We start from the raw sequence: 18,610 nt of genomic DNA on the forward strand, positions 1-18,610 counted from the left end.
GCTTTATCCAGCAGGTCCCCTTGAAAAACAACAACAACCCCCGGACGGGCAGTGCCGCTTGCACAGTGAGGCGCGCTGATCCACAAGCTCCGGTAAAGGAGAAAAGACGATGGATGAAAAGACGTTGCAAAGCATATTGGATATGCATCAGGCGATGAACATCGAGGTGTTCTATTGGTGGTGTACCGCCATCATGTTCCTGATCCATGCAGGCTTTCTGGCCTATGAGATCGGTGCCTCACGTTCCAAGAATGCCTTGGCATCCGGCATGAAGAACGTGCTGACGCTGGCCTCGATCATCCCCGCCTTCTACTTCGTGGGCTGGTGGATCTACAACGCCTTCCCCAACGGGCTGATCCCCATCGAGGCGTCCGCCGCTCTGCCGTGGAGCGCGAGCATGCGTCCGGACGCCGATGACATGGGCACCGGCATCTTCTTCGCCGCCTTTGCCCTGTTCGGCGCGACTACCGGTTCCATCCTGTCGGGGGCGGTGATCGAACGCATCCGCCTGGGGGCCTTCCTGATTCTGGCGGTGATTCTCGGTGCCGGTGTCTGGATCATGGCGGGCGCCTGGGGCTGGCATCCGGATGGCTGGATGCTGCACAAGCTGGGCTACCACGATGTCGGCGCCGCCGGTGTGGTGCACGCCGTGGCCGGCTTCTTCGCGCTGGGGGTGCTGCTCAATCTGGGCGCGCGCATCGGCAAGTACAGTGACGATGGCAAGCCGCAGGTGATCGCGCCGCACAACATGCCGATGACCCTGATCGGCCTGATGCTGATCATCGTCGGTTTCTTCGGCTTCCTCGGCGGCTGCATCATCTTCAACACCGGTGACATCGGCTGGACCACCATCTACGGCAATCGTACCAACCTTTCTGCCTTCGCCTTCAATACCCTGATGGGCTTCGGTGGCGGCGTGATCGGTGCCTATCTGTCCTCGCGTGATCCCTTCTGGACCATGTCCGGTGCGCTGGGCGGCATCATCACCGTCGCGGCGGGGCTGGATCTCTACAACCCGGGCCTGGCCTTCGTGCTGGCGGTCACCGGTGGCGCCCTGATGCCGAAGATCGGCGCACTGCTCGAGAAGCGTGGCCTGGATGACTCCGTCGGCGCCTTCGCGGTGCATGGCTTCTGCGGCTTCTACGGCGTGGTACTGGTGGGCATCTTCGCGGCCGGCTTCCCGAATGTCGGCGAAGGCGTGCCGGACGTCTCCTTCACCGGCCAGCTGACCGGCGCGGTGGTGATGGCGCTGACGGGCTTCATTCCGGGCTGGGGCGTGGCCTATCTGCTCAAGAAGTTCAACCTGCTGCGCGTACCGCCGCATGTCGAAGTACTGGGGCTGGACCTGTTCGAAGTCCCGGCCAAGGCCTACCCGGAGAGCATGGCAACCGAGTCATCTTCGAGTGTGCCGGCACGTTCCGGTGGGGTGGTCGCGGCGCCGATGGACAAGCGCCCGGACATCAGCTGAGCCCTGGTAGCTGAGTCCCGGTGCACCTTCTGAAGGGGCCGGTCTGTCGAGATGATGTCGAGATAAGCGCTGACTGGCCCCGTTATTGCAGTACTGGTAGACCGAACCGATATCCGCTTTCGCAAGGAGTCTTGCAATGGAAACTGTCGATACTGTGGTACACGCAGGCAACTACGCCTTCTTCTTCAGCAACTCTGGTGCCGTGGCGGTGTGCCTGCTGGTCGCCGCTGGCGTCTGCATTGCGCTGAGCGCCAACATCCTGCGCCACGAGAAAGCGTCCTTCGAGAGCAAGAAGACGCCGTGACCCTCAGGGCATCAAGACCGGCATATCAAACGCCGCAGCGCTCAGCGCTGCGGCGTTTTTGATAGGTGCCATTGCACCCGATTGGCTTTGCGCGAAGAGAGTGTGGCGTGCGTCACGCAGTCGTCACCTGAGAGCTTGATAATGGCGGCCCCTCAAGGTGGCACTCATGGAACGCGCGATAGCATGAAACTGATTCATCTGACCGATACCCATCTGGTCGCCCCTGACAAGCGACTTTACGGGCTGGACCCGCGTGCACGGCTGGCGGCTGCCGTCGCCGATATCAATCTGCACCACGGCGATGCTCAGGGTGTGATCATCAGCGGTGACCTGACCGATCGCGGTGAGCCGGCCGCCTTCGAGGCGCTGCGTGAGGTGCTGGAAGAACTGTCGATGCCGTATTTCCTCGGCATGGGCAATCACGATGCGCGTGAGACTCTGCAGGCCGCCTTCCCGGAGCTGCCCTGTGATGACGGAGGCTTCGTGCAGTATGCGCATGCCTTCGGCCCCGGCACCGATGATTGCGTGCTGGTGATGCTCGATTCGGCCGTCGCGGGGGAGCATGGCGGTCTGCTGTGTGAGTCCCGCCTGGCGTGGCTGGATGCCTGTCTGGCTGCGCATCACGATCGCCGTATTCTGCTGGCGCTGCATCATCCGCCCATGGCCCTCGGTATCCGCTACATGGATGGCATCCGCTTGCAGAATTCACAGGCGCTGCATGACGTGATCCAGCGGCATGGCAACGTCGAGCACTTGCTGTTCGGGCATGTGCATCGTCCGGCCAGCGGTGTCTGGCGAGGGCTCTCGTTCTCGACCCTGCCGGGCGTCAATCATCAGGTCGGGCTGGATCTGGTCTCCGCGGCGGATTGTCTTGCAGGCAGTCATGAGCCGCCGGCCTATGGCGTGCTGATGATAGGCGAGGAGCAGATCGTCAATCACCTGCACCTCTACATGGATGACAGTCGCCGCTATTTCTTCCACGACACGCTCGAGGCCGCCCAGTCGCTGGAGGCGCTCGATGAATTGATCGCTCTGCAGCGCGATGAGCGGATTCCGACTCGCGAGCGCGAGCCGTTGAGCAATACCTTGCAGGCAGCTGAGGCAGCAAAAGAATGAACAAAGCGTTATATGTCTTTGATTTTGATGGTGTGATTGCCGACAGCCTGACACTGTGCCTCAAGGCCTGTGCGCATGCGGCGCACCTGGAAGGGCGGACGATCGTGCTGGAACGCGACAGCTGGGAGTCGCTGGACAACGTGACCTTCGAGGAGATGGCGCGTGTGCAGGGCTTCACGGGCGAGGCCGTCGCGCGCTTTGCCGCGCATGTCTTTGCCTATACCCGCCAGGCGGCGCCGCCGGCGGTCTTCACCGGCATGCGCGAGGCCTTGTCGGCACTCGCCGAGCAGGGCGACGTCATGGTGCTGTCGGCCAATCACAGCGAGATGATTCGTGCCACGCTGGCCGCCGCCGGCCTGGCGGATTGCGTGTCACAGGTGCTGGGCGGCGAGATCGCGGGCAGCAAGGGGGCCAAGCTGGCGGGTCTGTTGGCAGCGCCGCAAGTGGCGGTGGAGCGCAGCTGGATGGTGGGCGACGCCGTCAGCGACATTCGCGCCGCGCACGAGGCAGGGTGTCGTGCCGCTGCGGTCAGCTGGGGATGGCAAAGCCCCGAGCGACTGGCCAGCATGGCGCCGGAGCGGGTCATCGCGCAGCCGCAGGCGCTGACATCACTTTGCGATCTGCCAAGCAGCGACAGTCGCGAAGCGGTATAGAGCCTGAGCAGGGCCGGCCGCAAGGCGCAGGCCTTTGCGCACGCTTGCTCTGATTCATTCATGCACTGGTTCACTCATGCACGTGTGAGCTGCTGCACGTGTGAGCTCCTGCACGAGTGAGCTGTTGCACGTGTGAATTGATAGAACGATGCCGCCGAGTCGTGTCATGACTCGGCGGCATCGTTGCCTGGAGGATCACGCAGCTCGTCGTCTCAGACGGCTTGCTCGCTCAGACGGCTGCTGACTGAGATGGCCTGCTCAGGCGTCGTCAGTCGCGAGCTGCTCGGCGGTGGCTGTCTCGCCGCCTGCTTGTCTGGCGCTCTTGTCGGGCTGCGCCAGGAAGGCTTCCAGCGAATCATCCATCGCGTCGAGCCAGGGCGTGTGATGGCGCGGGGCCATGGTGCCGGTCATCAGCGAGCGGTAGGAGTAGTCACGGAAGGTCATGATGTTCTCGTGCTTGTGGTGCTCCCACTCGAGGAAGGTGCGATTGACGCCGTCGATATCGAAGCTCGGATAATCCGTCTCCGAGATCAGTGACTTCACGTAATCACCCTGGAAGAGGATCATTGATTCATCGCTGTCCAGTGTCTCTTCCCTGTCACGCCATGCCTGACTATCCGCCTGCATCGCCTCGCGGCTGGGCAGCGCGATCTCACCGAGAATCACGTCACGCACCCACCATGCCTGGGCGTCGAACATGTTGAAGGTGTACCACTGGTCCTGCATGCCGAGGTAGAACATGCGCGGATTCTCTTCCCAGGCAGCGCCCTTGTAGAGACCGAGCGGCCACATGCGATTGCCCGTCTTGAGGCGCAGTGGCTCATCCAGGAAGGGGAAGTGGTGGAGGTAGCCGGTACACAGGATGATGGCATCGATCTTCTTGCTGCTGCCATCGCGGAAATAGGCCGTGTCGCGGTCCACTTTCAGCAACAGCGGCTTCTCTTCCCAGTTGTCCGGCCAGGCAAAGCCCATCGGGGCGGTGCGATAGCTGGTGGTGATGCTGCGAGCGCCATACTTGTAGCACTGTGAACCGATATCTTCGGCAGAGTAGCTGCTGCCGATCAATAGCAGGTCCTTGCCCTTGAATTCCAGCGCGTCGCGGAAGTCATGAGCGTGCAGAATACGGCCATTGAACTGCGAGAACCCCGGGAATTCCGGCACGTTGGGGGTCGAGAAGTGACCTGATGCCACGATGACGTGATCAAACTGCTCCTGAACGACCGCATCGGCCTGCAGGTCATGGACACTGACGGTGAACTGCTCGCGGGTGTCGTCAAAGCTGACGTGGCGCACCGGGCAGTTGAAGCGGATGTACTTGCGCACGCCTGCCTTCTCGACCCGACCCTTGATGTAGTCGAAGACCACCGCACGTGGCGGGTACGAGGCGATGGGATGGCCGAAGTGCTCCTCGAAGGAATAATCCGCGAACTCCAGACATTCCTTGGGGCCGTTGGACCACAGGTAGCGATACATGCTGCCGTGGACGGGTTCACCATTCTGATCGAGACCGGTGCGCCAGCTGTAATTCCACAGACCACCCCAGTCACTCTGTTTTTCATAACAGACTATCTCGGGAATATCGATACCCTTGTCAGCGGCAGATTGAAAGGCGCGCAGCTGTGCCAGGCCACTCGGCCCTGCGCCAATGATCGCAATGCGTTTTGTCATGGGTATTTCCTGTTGAGACTGTAATGAGACGTCATGTTCCGTGAACAACGAGTTGCGGGATCTCGTGTTGACCAGGTGCTTTTTCCTATGTAGTGGAGCGCGATAATAATGAGCATTATCCAGCGCTTGAGTGGCCTGGAAAGGTAAGGAATCCAGTTGACTGGCCACCTGACATTTCTCTGAACCTGAACACGGAAGCCGTATTTTTCTTGCCTTGAGAGCAATCTACGGCTCGCGGAACGTGAGGCATCCTCGCAGAAATGATGCGCCATCTCAAATGTGAGGCATTGATTCTGAGTGTATGAAGTGTACACGATCACGAGGGTGTTTAGACTTTAATGGTAAGATTATTTCGGGTTGTGTCACTTTGGAAAGGCCAAGCGCAAGGATGCGATTTATCGACTCATGGCTCGGGTTATTTTTTTGTAAACTGTTGATTTGCGTGTATATTTTTGATGTTGTGGTGGTGGTTTTCCGTGGCGTTATCTGGCTTGTTTTTCATGTGGAAAGAAAAGAAGATTGCCGTGTTGCAATGTCGATTCGAAGGTGGATGATTTTCTGCCTATTCAAGGCATGCTGAGTCAAGCGGGTGGAGGGCTGAAATGATCTATTGGTCAAGCAAGTGGGTGCTGGTAATTTTGTGATTTTGCGTAAAATAGGGGTGTGAGGAGGATGGAAAAGGGGTGTCACAATAGTGAGTGCTGTGTGAATGGAGAAAGAGACGGGATCAGGAGGGAAAAGGGCGCCAGATTATCGAATGATCCTCGCTGGAGGATTTGCTGGAGGATTCGCTGGTGGGGAGGGCTAGAGGATCTGCTGGGCTATTCGCAGAACTATTCGCGGGGCTATTCACTCACCAGGCCAGCGACGAGGGGGGAAGCGGAGGTTGATCACTCTGCATGCCGAAAGGGCGTATACTGGACTGGCGATAGAGAAGCTACAGGAGAAGACACCATGACTCACAAGCGCAAGGTGCAAGACAACGCGCTCAAGGCGGCGCTGCGTACCCCGATGTTCAAGCAACGCGTGGTAAAGGCGCGCAAGGGCAAGGGCAGCTATCAGCGCCAGGGCAAGTCGCAGGGAAACAGGGGCGGCAGTGAAGCGCCTTCAGTCAGTGTGCACAACGCTGCCTGAAGACGCTTCATTGGTGCGGTTTCCCACGACCTGACATGCATCACTGCAAGGGACTGAAACATGAACGCCGCAGCGTCAGCGCTGCGGCGTTCTGCGTCTGTCCTACTGAAAGCGACTCAGTTAGAGAAGTGCGCATTCCAGGTCTCGGCGCGTGTGGCGTCGCGGGCTTCATAGTCGGCCAGCACCGTCTCCAGTTCGCCCAGTGATTCATGCTCACGATCCTCCCCCAGCTGGGTCAGGCGCAGGGTATACCAGGCTGTCACCCCGCCTTCAGGCGGCGCGCTGAAACGCGGGAATTCTGGCGCGGGGCATTCTCCGGCCTGCCAGAGGGCGGGCAGTGACGGGTGCAGCGCCAGTGGTCGGGCCAGGCCGACGAGGTCGACGGCGCCCTGTGCCACGGCGTCTTCGGCCTGCGCGAGTGTCTTGAAGCCGCCGGTTGCCATCAGGGGCAGGGTCGTTACCTCGCGTGCACGCTTGGCGAATTCGACGAAGTAGGGGCCGCTGGCGCTGGCATCCGACGCCGAGCTGGCGCCGGGGAAGTAGGTGCCGCCACTGATGTCGATCAGATCGATGGGCAACTCATCGAGTGCCGCTATCACCTGCAACGCTTCGGACTCCTCGAAACCGCCTTGCAGTTGATCACTGGAGTTGAGTTTCACCATGACCGGGTAGTCGTGGCCGACGGCCTCACGCACGGCAATGATCACTTCCCTCATCAGCCGCATGCGGTTCTCCAGGTTATCGCCGTAGTCATCCGTGCGCTGATTGAAGAGGGGAGACAGAAACTGGCTGAGCAGGAAGCCGTGTGCCGCATGCACCTGTACTCCGCCAAATCCGGCGTCACGGGCCAGGCGCGCCGTCGTTGCCATGGCCGCGGGCAATGCCTTGATGGCCTTAAGGCTCATGGCCTCGCAACGTAGCCCGGGAATATCCAGGGCACTGGGGCCGTGCGCCGTGCTGGTCGGTGGGTAGGCCATCGCACCGGCGTGGCCGAGCTGCAGCCAGAGGTCTGCACCGTGCTGTTGACCGCGCTGGGCCAGTTGCGTGAAGGCTGCGAGATCCGACTGCGCGTTGAGCACCAGATTGCCCGGTTTCTCGGCATGGTGGTGATCAGGCTGTACCTCACCGACCAGTGACGCCGCCACGCCACCCTCTGCCCAGCGCTCGTAAAGGCGCAGCTGTGCCTCACTGGGGTGCCCCGTGCCATCGCCGAGAGAATCCGACATCGCAGCCTTGACGATTCGGTTGGCGAGCACCCGGCCGCTTGGCAGCGTGAAAGGGGTGAACAGGGCGGAGGCTGTCGGCTGGTCTGTCATGGTGGCGATGTCTCTCTAGGTGCGCGTTAAGTAAAAGATGTGGCAAGGGATATGGCGAGCAATGTGGCACTAAATCTGTCATTTCAGGAACTGATGACAGGGTGACATGCCTTGCGGACGGTGATAATCCGTTGTGCGCGCACAGTATCCGTGAGCAAATGGAACATATGAAAACGCATACGGACCTCGACATCTTTCACGCCGTCGTCGACGCCGGCACCTTCACCGGGGCGGCGCGCCAGCTTGGCATTACCCACTCCGCGATCAGCAAGCGCATCGCGCAGCTGGAGCAGCGTCTTGGTGCCCAGTTGTTGATTCGCTCCACTCGGCAGATGCGCTTGAGTGAAGCGGGGCAGCTTTATGCCCTGGAGACGCGCGAGTTGCAGGAGCGCCTGCGCAATGTAGAACAGGAGATCGCCGAAGGCAGCGGCGCGCTCAAGGGGCGCATTCGCCTCTCGTGTTCCAATGCATTGGGCAAGCTGCAGGTGATGCCCCTGCTGTTGCGCTTCATGGAGCGCTATCCCGAGGTGATCGTTGACCTGACGCTGTCGGACGCGGTGGTCGACCTGGTCCATGAAGGGATGGATCTGGCGATACGCAGCACCGCACAGCCCGAGCTCGGCCTGATCGCCAGGCGGTTGGCCACCAATCATCGCGTCATCTGTGCATCACCGGACTATCTGGCAAGCCACGGCACGCCGCGCTCAGTGCCGGAGCTGGCGGAGCATGTCAGCCTGATCCTGAATCTTCCCGGCGGGTTCAACGCCTGGGGGCTCAAGTCACTGCCCGACATGCGTTGCGGCTTCCTCTCCAATTCTCTGGAAACCCTGCACGCCGCCTGTCTGGGCAGTCGCGGCATTGCCTGTCTGCCGCACTACCTGATCGCCGATGACCTGGCTTCTGGACGCTTGCTCCCGCTGCTGGAAGACATACGTGGGGACGGCGCAGATACCAGCATCTACATCGTCCGCCCGGAGACGCAGATTCTTCCTCGGCGAGTGAGGGTTTTGATGGATGCCTTGATAGAGGGATTTGAAACCGGCTAGGAGGCGTTTGCTAAGGGTATGACTTATCTGGTGAGCATCAAGGTCATTACATGACATATTATCCCAAGGAGAGATAACAGGATTTCAGTGACGTACATCATGGAGCGATACATGTCACAGATAGGACGCAATAGATTGGCGGTACTTATTGATGCTGACAATGCGCAGGCTGCTATCTGCGAAGCGCTGCTGGCAGAGATTTCAAAACTGGGTGTCAGCACCATCAAGCGGGCTTACGGAGACTGGACGACGCCGAATCTTGCGCCATGGAAAGAGCATCTTCTGCGTCATGCCATTCATCCGGTTCAGCAGTTCAGCTATACCCAGGGCAAGAATGCAACTGACTCTGCGTTGATCATCGATGCCATGGACTTGCTGTACTCGGGGAACGTGGAGGGGTTCTGCCTCATCTCTTCGGACAGCGACTTTACACGGCTGGCGGCTCGTTTGAGAGAGAGCGGCATGCTGGTATATGGCTTCGGTGAAGACAAGACACCTCAGCCCTTCGTGTCTGCCTGTGACAAGTTCATCTACAGCGAAGGGCTGCGCAAGGTGGCTGAGAAGCCCGTCCCGGCCATGCCCGTCAGCAAGCCGGCCGCTGAGCCGGTAGCCCTCGTCAAGCCGACCAAGGCACAGAGGCAGTTGAGGTCGCATATCTTGAATGCGGTGAATGAACTGCAGCAGAAAGATGGCTGGACTTCCTTATCAGCAGTAGGAAGTTATCTAAAGAAGAAGATGCCCGACTTGAAGCCGTCTGATCATGGTGCCAGCAAGCTTGGAGCGATGATTCAGAAACTGGATTATCTGGATGTATGCCGTAGGCCTGTTAAAGGGGGGAGTATGCATTTCTATATCCGAAAAAAGAGTAGCCGGCCTGCAAAGGCCAGCTGATCAGGCAATCTAATGATAGAGGTAGTCAGTCACACAAGCCGATGGATAATAATCGGCCGCTATTTTCAGGTAATGAGCAGTCGTCGCTTTACTCAGCCGCCATCATTCGCTCGTACAGGCCATCCTTGAGTAGGCTGCGCTGGTGCTTGAGTTGGTGCATGGAGTCATCGCCGATCGACGATTCATCGACTTCCAGGGCGTGAATCTCGATATCGATACGGGTATAGGCTTCCGCGATGCGGGCAAACTCTTCATTGCCATTGATCAGGCGCAGAATGAGTTCACGTTGCTGAGGGAAGTCGTTGCACAGGGAGTGGTCATCGATATGCATGGTGTGGCTCCGAAATAGGGTGGGAGAATCCAAAAAGAGGGAGTGTTGCCACTCCCCTAAAGGGCATCCTTGCTTACGTTGCAGGACGTATTCTCAAACGATGGACTGGACGTCGATCACGATCTGGTCCCAGTTGCGCTGGGCGGTCATGTCGTTTTCGACATCGCTGTCATAGGCATTCTGGAAGCGCTTGATGGCGGCGGTCTGGCTGGTGGCCTGATAGAGCCAATAGGCCTCTTCCTTCAAGGCGTCTTCGATGGGCTTGTCGATGGAGGCGTAGACGGCCTGTTTGCAGGCGTTGATGGCGGCTGATGGCCACAAGGAGATTCGCTCGGCCAGCGAGTCGACGAAGGGACCGATCTCCTGCGGGTCCAGCGCACGATTGATGGTGCCGTATTCGGCGGCCTGATCGGCATCGAAGTCCTTGGCGCTGAGGATGATTTCCAGCGCTCGGCCAAGGCCTGCCTGACGTGCCATGCGTGAGGCACCACCCCCGCAGGGCAGAATGCCCATCGCGACTTCCATCTGCATGAAACGGGCCTTGCCACGTGCGGCGAAGCGCATGTCACAGGCCAGGGCAAATTTGTGGCCACCGCCGCGGGCAAAACCTTCAATCTTGGCGATGGTCGCCTGGGGCAGGCGGCTTACGCGCTCGAGGACCACCTGCAGGTCCAGCAGCTTGACCTCACCCTGGTGGACCGCATGAGTCGACATGTCCTTGAGGAAGTCCACGTCGGCATGGGCGACAAAGATCTCGGGATGGGCTGACTGGAAGACCACCACCTTGGTGTCGCTGTCACGCTCGAGCTTCTGCGACAGCATGGTCAGGTCGGCCAGCATGGGAATGTCCTGAATATTGACCGGCGGATAATCGAAGGTCACATACAGAATGGCGCCTTTCTGTTCAGTGCGGAACGTCGTAAATTTCTTGTATATCATTATGTTATCTCGGTTCGTTCACTGCTCGTCGTGTGTGATTAACGTTAGCACCGAGTCCGGGGATTGATTACCGAGAGATTGGAAGAAAGAAATTATTCGATTGATTGAGAGTCGGGGTTCGCAAGAGGAATCAATGGGTTATCAGGCGGTATCAACAGCCGCCAATAAAAAAAGTCCCGCGATAGTCGTATCTGGCAACGACTTTCACGGGACTTTTGCCTTCGAGCGGGTCATACGCGTGGAGGGACGAGCCTAGCCCTTGCTGTCATCGGCGCTCTTGGCAGGCCCTTTGGCAGAGTTATTGGCTGAGCCCGCATCTTTCTCGGTGTGCTCGTAGACGGGTAAAGCACCTTCACCAGAGCCAGCTTCATCGTCCGAGACAGCACCTTCACCAGTCGCCGTTGCAGCGGAAGGCTGGGTGCTTGAGGTGTTGGCACCGATACGCTTGGTCCAGCGCTGGCGGGCAAAGCGGCGCAGATTGGCCACGTTGTCCGTCTCGTCGATGATGTCCTCGCCCAGAATCGTCTCCATCACGTCTTCCAGCGTGATGACACCCAGCCAGTTGCCGAGGTTGTCGTAGACCACGCACAGATGCTGTCGTTCGCGCTGCATGAGCCCAAAGGCATGTTCGACGTTGTCTTCGGCGTGCAGCTCGCTGATCGGGCGCATCAGGTCCTTGAGCGGCGTGGTGGGCTCTGCCTGATGGGCATCGGCCCGATGGATCATGCCCAGCGTTCGCTCATCGTCGGTCATCACCGGGTAGCGGCTGAAGGGCCAGACCGTCAGCTGGTCATTGAATTCGGCCACGCTCATCTCGGGACTGACCGTCTGGCAGACAGGGCGCGGCGTCAGCACGTCACGCACCTTCATCTCATGCAGATTGAGGATGTTGGTGATGACGCGCTGTTCATCATTTTCCAGGGCTTTCTTGTCGAGCCCCATCTGGGCCAGTGCCTTGATCTCGCCACGCACATCGATGTCATGGGCATCCTTGCCGATGCGCGAGGTGATCAACTCCGACAGCCAGATCAGTGGCTTGAGCGCGATGACCATGGCATTGAGCACGCCGGGCAGCATCGGCGACAGCTGACGCCAGTAGGTGGCACCGATGGTCTTGGGGATGATTTCCGAGGCCACCAGGATCAGCAGCGTCATCACCGCCGAGGCCACGCCGACCCAGGCTTCCCCGAAGACGACCGATACCTGCGCGCCCACCCCCGTGGCACCGACGGTATGCGCGATGGTGTTGAGCGTCAGGATGGCGGCCAGCGGCTTGTCGATATTGTCCTTGAGCTTGGCCAGTGCGGCGTGGCGCTTGGGGTGCTGGTCTCTCAGGCTTGCCACATAGCTGGGGGAGAGCGACAGCAGCGCCGCCTCGAGCACGGAGCAGATGAATGAGATGCCAATCGCGATGGCAGCAAACAGGATCAACAGAAACATGAGGCGTGCTCCTTGGGGGAAAGGCATCCATTAGTGACATAAGGCGCAGCACTGTCAAACCCGTGAATTCTCGCAGAGTTTTCAGCCTGCTGGCCAAGCTTGCCAGCCTGTGCCACAAAGTGCCGTTGACTCGAGGGATGCAAGAGGGCTGCAAGAGGGAAAAGGGCTTTACATGAGACAAGATGCAATACTTATATGGTAATGAGATTGTTTTGCTTTCGGTAATCATTGTATTTTGTGGGCGCCAGCCGTATTCGCAAGCCACGGCCTGGCATGGCCGCTGAGTGGCACCGTTCGACCCTTCAGCCGTCAGTGCGACCCGCAGCAGGCGGTAGGCCTTCACCAGGATTCACATTGCAGGGATTTGCAGCGACATGTCACAGCCGCTTGGAGACATAGCCGACAGTCGGATTACACGCCGCGTCATGGCCCCACCTCAACAGCGCCCTTCATCGCTCAGCGAGCGGCGAGGCTGGCGAGCAGCGAAATATCCGCATTGCGAGGGGCAGGTGCGGAACCTGCATCCCTGGCGGGACGCGCATCTGACGCTGTGTGATCTAGAGGTGTCACGCGCCTATCACGGCCAGCATCAGTTTCATGAGGGTCTCTATCTCTGCTTGGTGCTGGAAGGGCGACTGACGCTATCAGGCCTGGACGGCGCGGGGATCGACTTGTCCGCGGGGCAAGGGGGGATCTTTCGCCCGGCGAGAACGCAGTCTGCGCCGCCGACGCTGAAGAGCTATCACCCTCAAGGCCGCCTGCGCTGTATCAGCTTGCATCTGGAGGGCGAGGCCAGCCAGTCCCTGCAGGTACGGCGGGGGCTGGCGAACTGGGATGCATTGCCGTGCGCGCGTCATTCCAGCCCGTTGGGTTGGACGCCGGGGCGCTGGCTTCATCAGCAACTGGATGAGCGTGTCAGAGTCCCTGATGGTGAGGGCCCACGAGGAGAGTGCGAGACCCCCGCGCCCCCCGCCTGCGAGGGTGAGATGCTGGAGTGGCAGGGGATCGCGCTGCAGTTGCTGGGGGCGGCACTCAAGCGCCGCGCTGGTGAGGCACAGGAGGTTTCGGCGTTCTCCGCAGCTCCTGCACCCCCTGCATCGCCATTGGCGCCCCCATCGCGACCCCACGGCGCCTGTCGACATCTGGAGGCGGTGCGCCAGCGTCTTGCCGCCGTGCCGCATGGCGCACACTCGCTGGAGGAGCTGGCGCGGCTGGCCTGCATGAGCCCCTCCGGCTTGCGCCACAAGTTTCGCCAGGCCTTCGGGCAGTCACTGGGCAGTTATCAGCGTGAATGTCGCATGCGGTGTGCCGAGCAGGCCCTGCGGCGCGGGGTGAGCATTCAGCAGGTGGCGCATCAGGTGGGGTATGCCCACGCCTGCAACTTCGCCACGGCCTACCGGCGTCATTTCGGGGTGTCGCCACAGGCGGCACGAGCCAGGTTTCATCGCGTCGATTGAACCGTGATGGTGGCGAGCATCTGACAATGGGTTTGGGGTTGTCACAATACGCAAGCGGGCACCCAATGGGTGCCCGCTTGCGTATATCGTACTCGAGAGTCGAGTGCTGGTGATGCCCGCTGGCCTTACAGGAAGGGAATCATCGGCAGCACCACGTCATCCAGCAGACCCGTCGGGTAGTGCAGGTTCATCGCCGCCTGCATGCCGAGCAGGAAGACTGCCACGCCCAGCGCGAAGAGCCCTGCGAACAGAGGCGACTTGCGCGCGATGGTGAGCTGGAAGCCCAGGCAGAACAGCACGGCGGTAGAGACGAAGCCCAGCAGCGCACTGACGCCTATCAGCACGAAGAAGCCAAGAACCACACCCACTGCCTTGAAGGCCGGTTGCTTGACGCGAATCATGCCGCGACGCCAGCCGTTGAAGACCACGGCGATCACCGAGAGCAGCGTGATGAAGGCGGCCAGCGTCGGGAAGGCCTTGCCCAGCGGCATCAGGTCCCTGACGTCGTAGAGCGCCCACAGGGCGGCTGCGCCCATCATCAACAGCAGCAGGAAGTCGACGCCACCGAAGCCACGCGATTCCAGCACATCCTCTTCCGGCGACGGCGCAGTCTCGACCACTTCATGGGTCTGGCGACGACGCATGATCGCCTTGCGGATCACCGGCAGGAAGAAGGCCAGCAGGATCAGGCCGAGGATGATCAGTACGCCCGGACGCAGGAAGGCTTCGGCGCCGTGGAACTGCATGCTCTGGTAGAAGTAGTTCTCGGCACCCGGTGCCAGCACGAAGCCGATCAGGAAGGCCGGACGCGACCAGCCAGCACTCTTGAACAGCACACCGATCATGCCGATCATGCCCAGCGCGGCCCAGTCACCCAGCGAGCGGCTGGCCTGATAGGCAGCGAACAGGATCAGCACGGTGATGGCAGGGGCCAGAATGGCGAAGGGCACACGCGTCAGCTGCGCGACCGGACGCGCCAGCATCAGACACAGGCCCGCGCCCAGGATATTGGCCAGCGCCAGTGACCAGATGATGGTGTAGGTCATGTCCAGATTGGTGGTGATCATCGACACACCGGGTTCCAGACCCAGCAGCAACAGCCCACCCAGGAAGACCGCCGCCGTGCCGGAGCCTGGCACCCCGAACAGCAGTGTCGGCACCATGGCACCGCAGGCGCAGGCATTGTTGGCGGATTCCGGCGCGATGACGCCGCGGATGTCACCCTTGCCGAACTGGCTCGGGTCCTTGGCGGTCTTGACCGCGAAGCCGTAGGTGATCCAGTCGACCACGGAACCCGCCAGACCCGGAATGGTCCCGATCAGGCTGCCGATACCGGCACAGCGCGCGACCAGCCACTTGTTCTTGACCACATCCTTGATGCCGGCAGACCAGCCCTTGCCCAGGTCGGTGTTCCCGTTCTTGGCGATACTGCCACGTCCCAGCAGCAGCTCGACGATTTCCGGCAGGGCGAAGATGCCCAGACCCAGCACGATCAGTGGCACGCCGTCGTACAGATAGTCGATATCCAGGTTCATGCGGTACTCGCCGGTCGCCGGTGCGGCGCCGATGGCACCGACCAGCAGGCCGAGGCCGCAGGCTGCGGTGCCCTTGAACAGGTTCTTGCCGGACAACACCGCCACCATCGTCAGGCCCAGCAAGGTCAACACGAACAATTCGGCTGACGAGAAGGCCAGTACGAGGGGGCGTGCGACGAGGATGAAGCCGGTCAGGATGATGGCGCCGATCACGCCACCACACAGAGAAGACAGGAAGGCACTGGTCAGCGCGCGGGCTGCCTGGCCCTTCTTGGCCAGCGGGAAGCCATCCAGCACCGTGGCTTGCGACGCGCTGGAACCGGGAATGCCCATCAGGACAGAGGCGAAGGTATCACCGGTAGGAATGACCGCGACCATGCCCATCAGCATGCCCAGGGCGTAGCCCGGGTCCAGTCCATAAAGGAAGGGCAGCAGCAGGGCCATGCCGGCGATGCCGCCCAAGCCGGGAATGATACCGACCAGCAGGCCGACGAAGATGCCGATCATCATGAACAGCAGATGCGTCAGCGTGAAGACGTGTCCAATGCTGGACAGGAGAGTGTCGATCATGGCGTTACTCAACCTCTTGTTCTTCTCTAGATGCTTCTCTAACACTCAGAGGCGGTGCCGGGGAGAGCATGGTGAGGCAGGGAGTGAAAGGCTCACGGGGCTGCTGGTCGGCAGCCCCGTGAGTGGGTCCCCATCACACCCGGGGATCAGGCCGTTACGGGTGTGATTGCGCGCCTCAACGAGATTGCAGGCGGATATTGTGGCGTTCCATCAGCCAGTTCTTGACCCATTCGTGCTCGGCTTCGCTCAGCTGCATGGCTTCCTGAAGCTGGGTCGCGGCGGCCTTGCCGACCATCAGGCCATAGGGCCCGACCTTCTCGGCGGCCTCCTTGAGGAACTCGGGGTCCTTGGCCAGATCACGCGCGGCCTGGCGGTAAAGCTCCAGCAGTTCCGGGTCCACGTCCTTCGGCACCAGCAGCATTTTCTGCATGGCGTAACCGGAGGCGAAGAACTTGTGGAAGATCTGGTAGGCCTCGTCGTCACGTGAATGGCCTTTCTGGGCCAGATACAGCTCGGAGAAGGTCGGCAGGTCCGGGAAGGACGGATCGCGCTCGATATGGCCTTCGTCATCCATCACGCCAAGGCTGAACAGCGGTACGGCCTGGCCGGCGTCGACCAGCGGCGTGACGTTGCTCTTGTAGGCGGAGGTGGTCTGGAAGTCGAGGGCGACTTCGCCACGTTCGAAGGCCAGACGGCCTTCACCACGGCTCTTCATGCCGAAGACCGGGTCGACCTGGAAATCGAGCAGATCGAAGGCCATCAGCACCGGCATCTCGAGCCCGGTCGGGTTCTGGCCGGCGAACTTCACTTCCTGGGAGGCGAGGGCCTCAAGCGCACTGGCGCTGTCCTTGCCCAGCGAGCTTGAGGCGTAGACGACACCTCCTGTCGGTGCGGCGAAGATCGGCTCCCAGTCGGCATAGTCATAGCGCACGCGACGGTCGCGCAGCATGGCCGGATACTGGGTAGAGGCGGAGGTGACGACCATCTCGTCGCCGTCATCGCCGGCACGCTTGCTGAACAGGTTGACGCCGGTGATGGAACCACCGCCCGGGACGTTGTCGATGACGACAGCCGGGTTGCCCGGCAGGTCCTTGGTCACCCAGTTGGACATGAAGCGTGCCCAGACGTCCGTGCCGCCCCCGACACCGAACGGGACGGTCCAGGTCAGGGTGTCAGGGACTTCCGCCGCGGCGTGAACGGCTGAGGACAGTGGCATCAGGGCCATGACGGGCAGCATGAAGGCCAATGCGGTGGTACGGGCATGACGCTTGAGGGTCTGGCGCTTGGGGGTAGACACGATGATGGACATGGTCTGACTCCTGATTATTGTTGGAATGCGTTTTCGATCAGTGATGCGCTATCTGCATGGCGGCGCAGTCAGGCTATTTCGTTTAGCGAAAATTCATTGTAAATCAATATACTGCAGTACCAGCTCGTTGCCTGTCGACGATGTCTCCGCCTATGGCGCTTGCCAGTGCGGTCGTCTGGCGTGTCATGCACGCCCAGGCATTTCCACCGAGTCGGGGAGGTTCAAGAACACCTCGCCACTCATGATCTTGCGTGCCGTGCGCAGCAGAGACACGCGGCTGGGGGTCATCGGGTCGGCATTGGCATGCTCGACCTCGACATCCAGAAATCCGGCGGGATGTTCCAGATGAACGTTTGCCGCCAGGCTATCCGGTGCAAGAGTGCCGGCTGCGAGTGCCACACGATTGGCCAAGGTGCCCGGGATGCTGGTCGCAACGGCCAGCGTGATGGCCCCCGTGACGGCCAGGGCGCCATGGCAGCGATGCGGTACGAAGTAACGGGCGCATAGAGTGCCGTCCTGGGTGCGCGGGGCGGAGAGAATCACCGGCTTGGGCAGCACCGAGCCGCTGACGTCGCCCATGCCCATCAATTCTCCCGCCTTGAGGCGAATCTGCTCGAGACGTGCCATCGCCTCGCGGTTGGCATCCATCTCGGCCGGCGCTTCGTTGCCCGCCCAGCCCAGACTTGCCGCTTCGATCAGCACCACCGGCGTGGCGGAGTCGAGACAGGTCACCTCGACGCCATCAATCACGTCGATGACCTGGCCGCTGGGCAGCATCTTGCCGGTCTTGGCGCCCACCGCGCCGAGGAAGCCCAGCTTGATGGCGCTGCCGGCGCCGGGCACGCCACTGATGCGCGTGTCACCCTGGTAGGCCACCGCGCCGCCGGGCGTTGGCACCTGGCTGTCGATCAGCGTGCGGGTGTTGAGGTTGTGGATCCGCAGACGCGTCAGGTCGCCCTGCGGCGCAATCATGCCGGTCTCGATGGCGTAGGGGCCGACGGCGGCCAGCATGTTGCCGCAGTTGGGCGAGAAGTCGACCTTGTCGCCTTCTACGTCGACCTGAGCGAACAGGTAATCGACATCAGCTTCAGGATGACTGGGCGGCCCGACGAGGGCGACCTTGCTGGTCAACGAATTGCCGCCGCCCAGGCCATCGATCTGCAGTACGTGGCCGGAGCCCATGACCTGACGCAGAACTTCGCGACGCCCTTCGTCATCGGCGGGGAGGTGATCCAGACGCAGGAAGGGACCCCGAGAGGTGCCGCCACGTAGGATCATGCAAGGAAGTGAATGCATCATGTTGGAACGCGCTCCTGTCTGTTTGCGCCTTCCTGAAGCATCACAGCCGACGATCTATGCATCAAATGCAAATAAAACCTATACTGTCATCATTGTGCGCATTAATCCGAAAACTGAAACAATAAGGTAGTTGC

Annotated in this window: 16 protein-coding genes; 8 read left to right on the forward strand and 8 right to left on the reverse strand. The window is 60.7% G+C overall.

Annotated features, from left to right (window positions below):
- Positions 1–109: 109 nt before the first annotated feature.
- From U0O11_RS07000 to U0O11_RS07015, 4 genes are all read left to right on the forward strand, one after another.
- Positions 110–1,468, forward strand: coding sequence for an ammonium transporter (locus tag U0O11_RS07000; protein WP_253061789.1), 1,359 nt, complete (start codon positions 110–112; stop codon positions 1,466–1,468).
- A gap of 136 nt (positions 1,469–1,604) precedes the next feature.
- Complete coding sequence (locus tag U0O11_RS07005; protein WP_153635554.1) at positions 1,605–1,772, forward strand: hypothetical protein; 168 nt, start codon at positions 1,605–1,607, stop codon at positions 1,770–1,772.
- A gap of 183 nt (positions 1,773–1,955) precedes the next feature.
- On the forward strand, positions 1,956–2,888 hold the full coding sequence (locus U0O11_RS07010) for a phosphodiesterase (RefSeq protein ID WP_225347934.1): 933 nt from the start codon (positions 1,956–1,958) through the stop codon (positions 2,886–2,888).
- Positions 2,885–3,541: an HAD family hydrolase gene (locus U0O11_RS07015; RefSeq protein ID WP_225347935.1), complete on the forward strand. Its 657-nt coding sequence runs from the start codon at positions 2,885–2,887 to the stop codon at positions 3,539–3,541. The genes U0O11_RS07010 and U0O11_RS07015 overlap by 4 nt, the downstream gene beginning before the upstream one ends.
- 258 nt (positions 3,542–3,799) lie before the next feature.
- On the opposite strand, the gene U0O11_RS07020 is transcribed toward U0O11_RS07015, so the two are convergent.
- On the reverse strand, positions 3,800–5,209 hold the full coding sequence (locus tag U0O11_RS07020) for an NAD(P)-binding domain-containing protein (protein WP_043332205.1): 1,410 nt from the start codon (positions 5,207–5,209) through the stop codon (positions 3,800–3,802).
- Positions 5,210–6,163: 954 nt separating this feature from the next.
- On the opposite strand from U0O11_RS07020, the gene arfA reads away from it, so the two are divergent.
- On the forward strand, positions 6,164–6,343 hold the full coding sequence (gene arfA / locus U0O11_RS07025) for an alternative ribosome rescue factor ArfA (protein ID WP_043332202.1): 180 nt from the start codon (positions 6,164–6,166) through the stop codon (positions 6,341–6,343).
- A gap of 116 nt (positions 6,344–6,459) precedes the next feature.
- Here arfA and U0O11_RS07030 read toward each other — a convergent pair whose 3' ends face one another.
- Positions 6,460–7,659, reverse strand: coding sequence for an oxidoreductase (locus tag U0O11_RS07030; RefSeq protein WP_324692355.1), 1,200 nt, complete (start codon positions 7,657–7,659; stop codon positions 6,460–6,462).
- Between the two features lie 167 nt (positions 7,660–7,826).
- Between U0O11_RS07030 and U0O11_RS07035 the strand changes: the two genes are divergently transcribed.
- Both U0O11_RS07035 and U0O11_RS07040 read left to right on the forward strand, forming a co-directional pair.
- Complete coding sequence (locus U0O11_RS07035) at positions 7,827–8,705, forward strand: LysR family transcriptional regulator (RefSeq protein WP_043332196.1); 879 nt, start codon at positions 7,827–7,829, stop codon at positions 8,703–8,705.
- Between the two features lie 111 nt (positions 8,706–8,816).
- Positions 8,817–9,596 (forward strand): NYN domain-containing protein, encoded by a 780-nt coding sequence (locus U0O11_RS07040; RefSeq protein WP_324692356.1) that lies wholly within the window; start codon positions 8,817–8,819, stop codon positions 9,594–9,596.
- A gap of 88 nt (positions 9,597–9,684) precedes the next feature.
- On the opposite strand, the gene U0O11_RS07045 is transcribed toward U0O11_RS07040, so the two are convergent.
- The 3 genes from U0O11_RS07045 to U0O11_RS07055 all read right to left on the reverse strand — a co-directional run bounded on the left by U0O11_RS07045 (position 9,685) and on the right by U0O11_RS07055 (position 12,306).
- Positions 9,685–9,927 (reverse strand): YdcH family protein, encoded by a 243-nt coding sequence (locus tag U0O11_RS07045; RefSeq protein ID WP_324692357.1) that lies wholly within the window; start codon positions 9,925–9,927, stop codon positions 9,685–9,687.
- A gap of 93 nt (positions 9,928–10,020) precedes the next feature.
- On the reverse strand, positions 10,021–10,866 hold the full coding sequence (locus U0O11_RS07050; protein WP_324692358.1) for an enoyl-CoA hydratase/isomerase family protein: 846 nt from the start codon (positions 10,864–10,866) through the stop codon (positions 10,021–10,023).
- Positions 10,867–11,118: 252 nt separating this feature from the next.
- Positions 11,119–12,306, reverse strand: coding sequence for a CNNM domain-containing protein (locus tag U0O11_RS07055; RefSeq protein ID WP_324692359.1), 1,188 nt, complete (start codon positions 12,304–12,306; stop codon positions 11,119–11,121).
- 509 nt (positions 12,307–12,815) lie between these two features.
- Here U0O11_RS07055 and U0O11_RS07060 point away from each other — a divergent pair.
- The gene (locus U0O11_RS07060) at positions 12,816–13,763 is read left to right on the forward strand and encodes a helix-turn-helix transcriptional regulator (protein ID WP_317291882.1); all 948 of its coding nucleotides are present in this window, start codon (positions 12,816–12,818) and stop codon (positions 13,761–13,763) included.
- Between the two features lie 125 nt (positions 13,764–13,888).
- On the opposite strand, the gene U0O11_RS07065 is transcribed toward U0O11_RS07060, so the two are convergent.
- The 3 genes from U0O11_RS07065 to U0O11_RS07075 form a co-directional block, all read right to left on the reverse strand.
- Positions 13,889–15,868 carry a tripartite tricarboxylate transporter permease gene (locus tag U0O11_RS07065; RefSeq protein WP_043332191.1) on the reverse strand — a complete coding sequence of 660 codons (1,980 nt, stop codon included), beginning with the start codon at positions 15,866–15,868 and terminating at the stop codon, positions 13,889–13,891.
- A 175-nt stretch (positions 15,869–16,043) separates the two neighbouring features.
- A complete protein-coding gene (locus U0O11_RS07070; RefSeq protein WP_324692360.1) occupies positions 16,044–17,177 on the reverse strand; it encodes a tricarboxylate transporter in 1,134 nt (377 codons plus the stop codon).
- A 183-nt stretch (positions 17,178–17,360) separates the two neighbouring features.
- A complete protein-coding gene (locus U0O11_RS07075) occupies positions 17,361–18,476 on the reverse strand; it encodes a 4-oxalomesaconate tautomerase (RefSeq protein WP_153635566.1) in 1,116 nt (371 codons plus the stop codon).
- Positions 18,477–18,610 lie beyond the last annotated feature (134 nt).

Source organism: Cobetia sp. D5 (genome assembly GCF_035666195.1).
In the GTDB taxonomy this organism is placed as follows: domain Bacteria; phylum Pseudomonadota; class Gammaproteobacteria; order Pseudomonadales; family Halomonadaceae; genus Cobetia; species Cobetia amphilecti.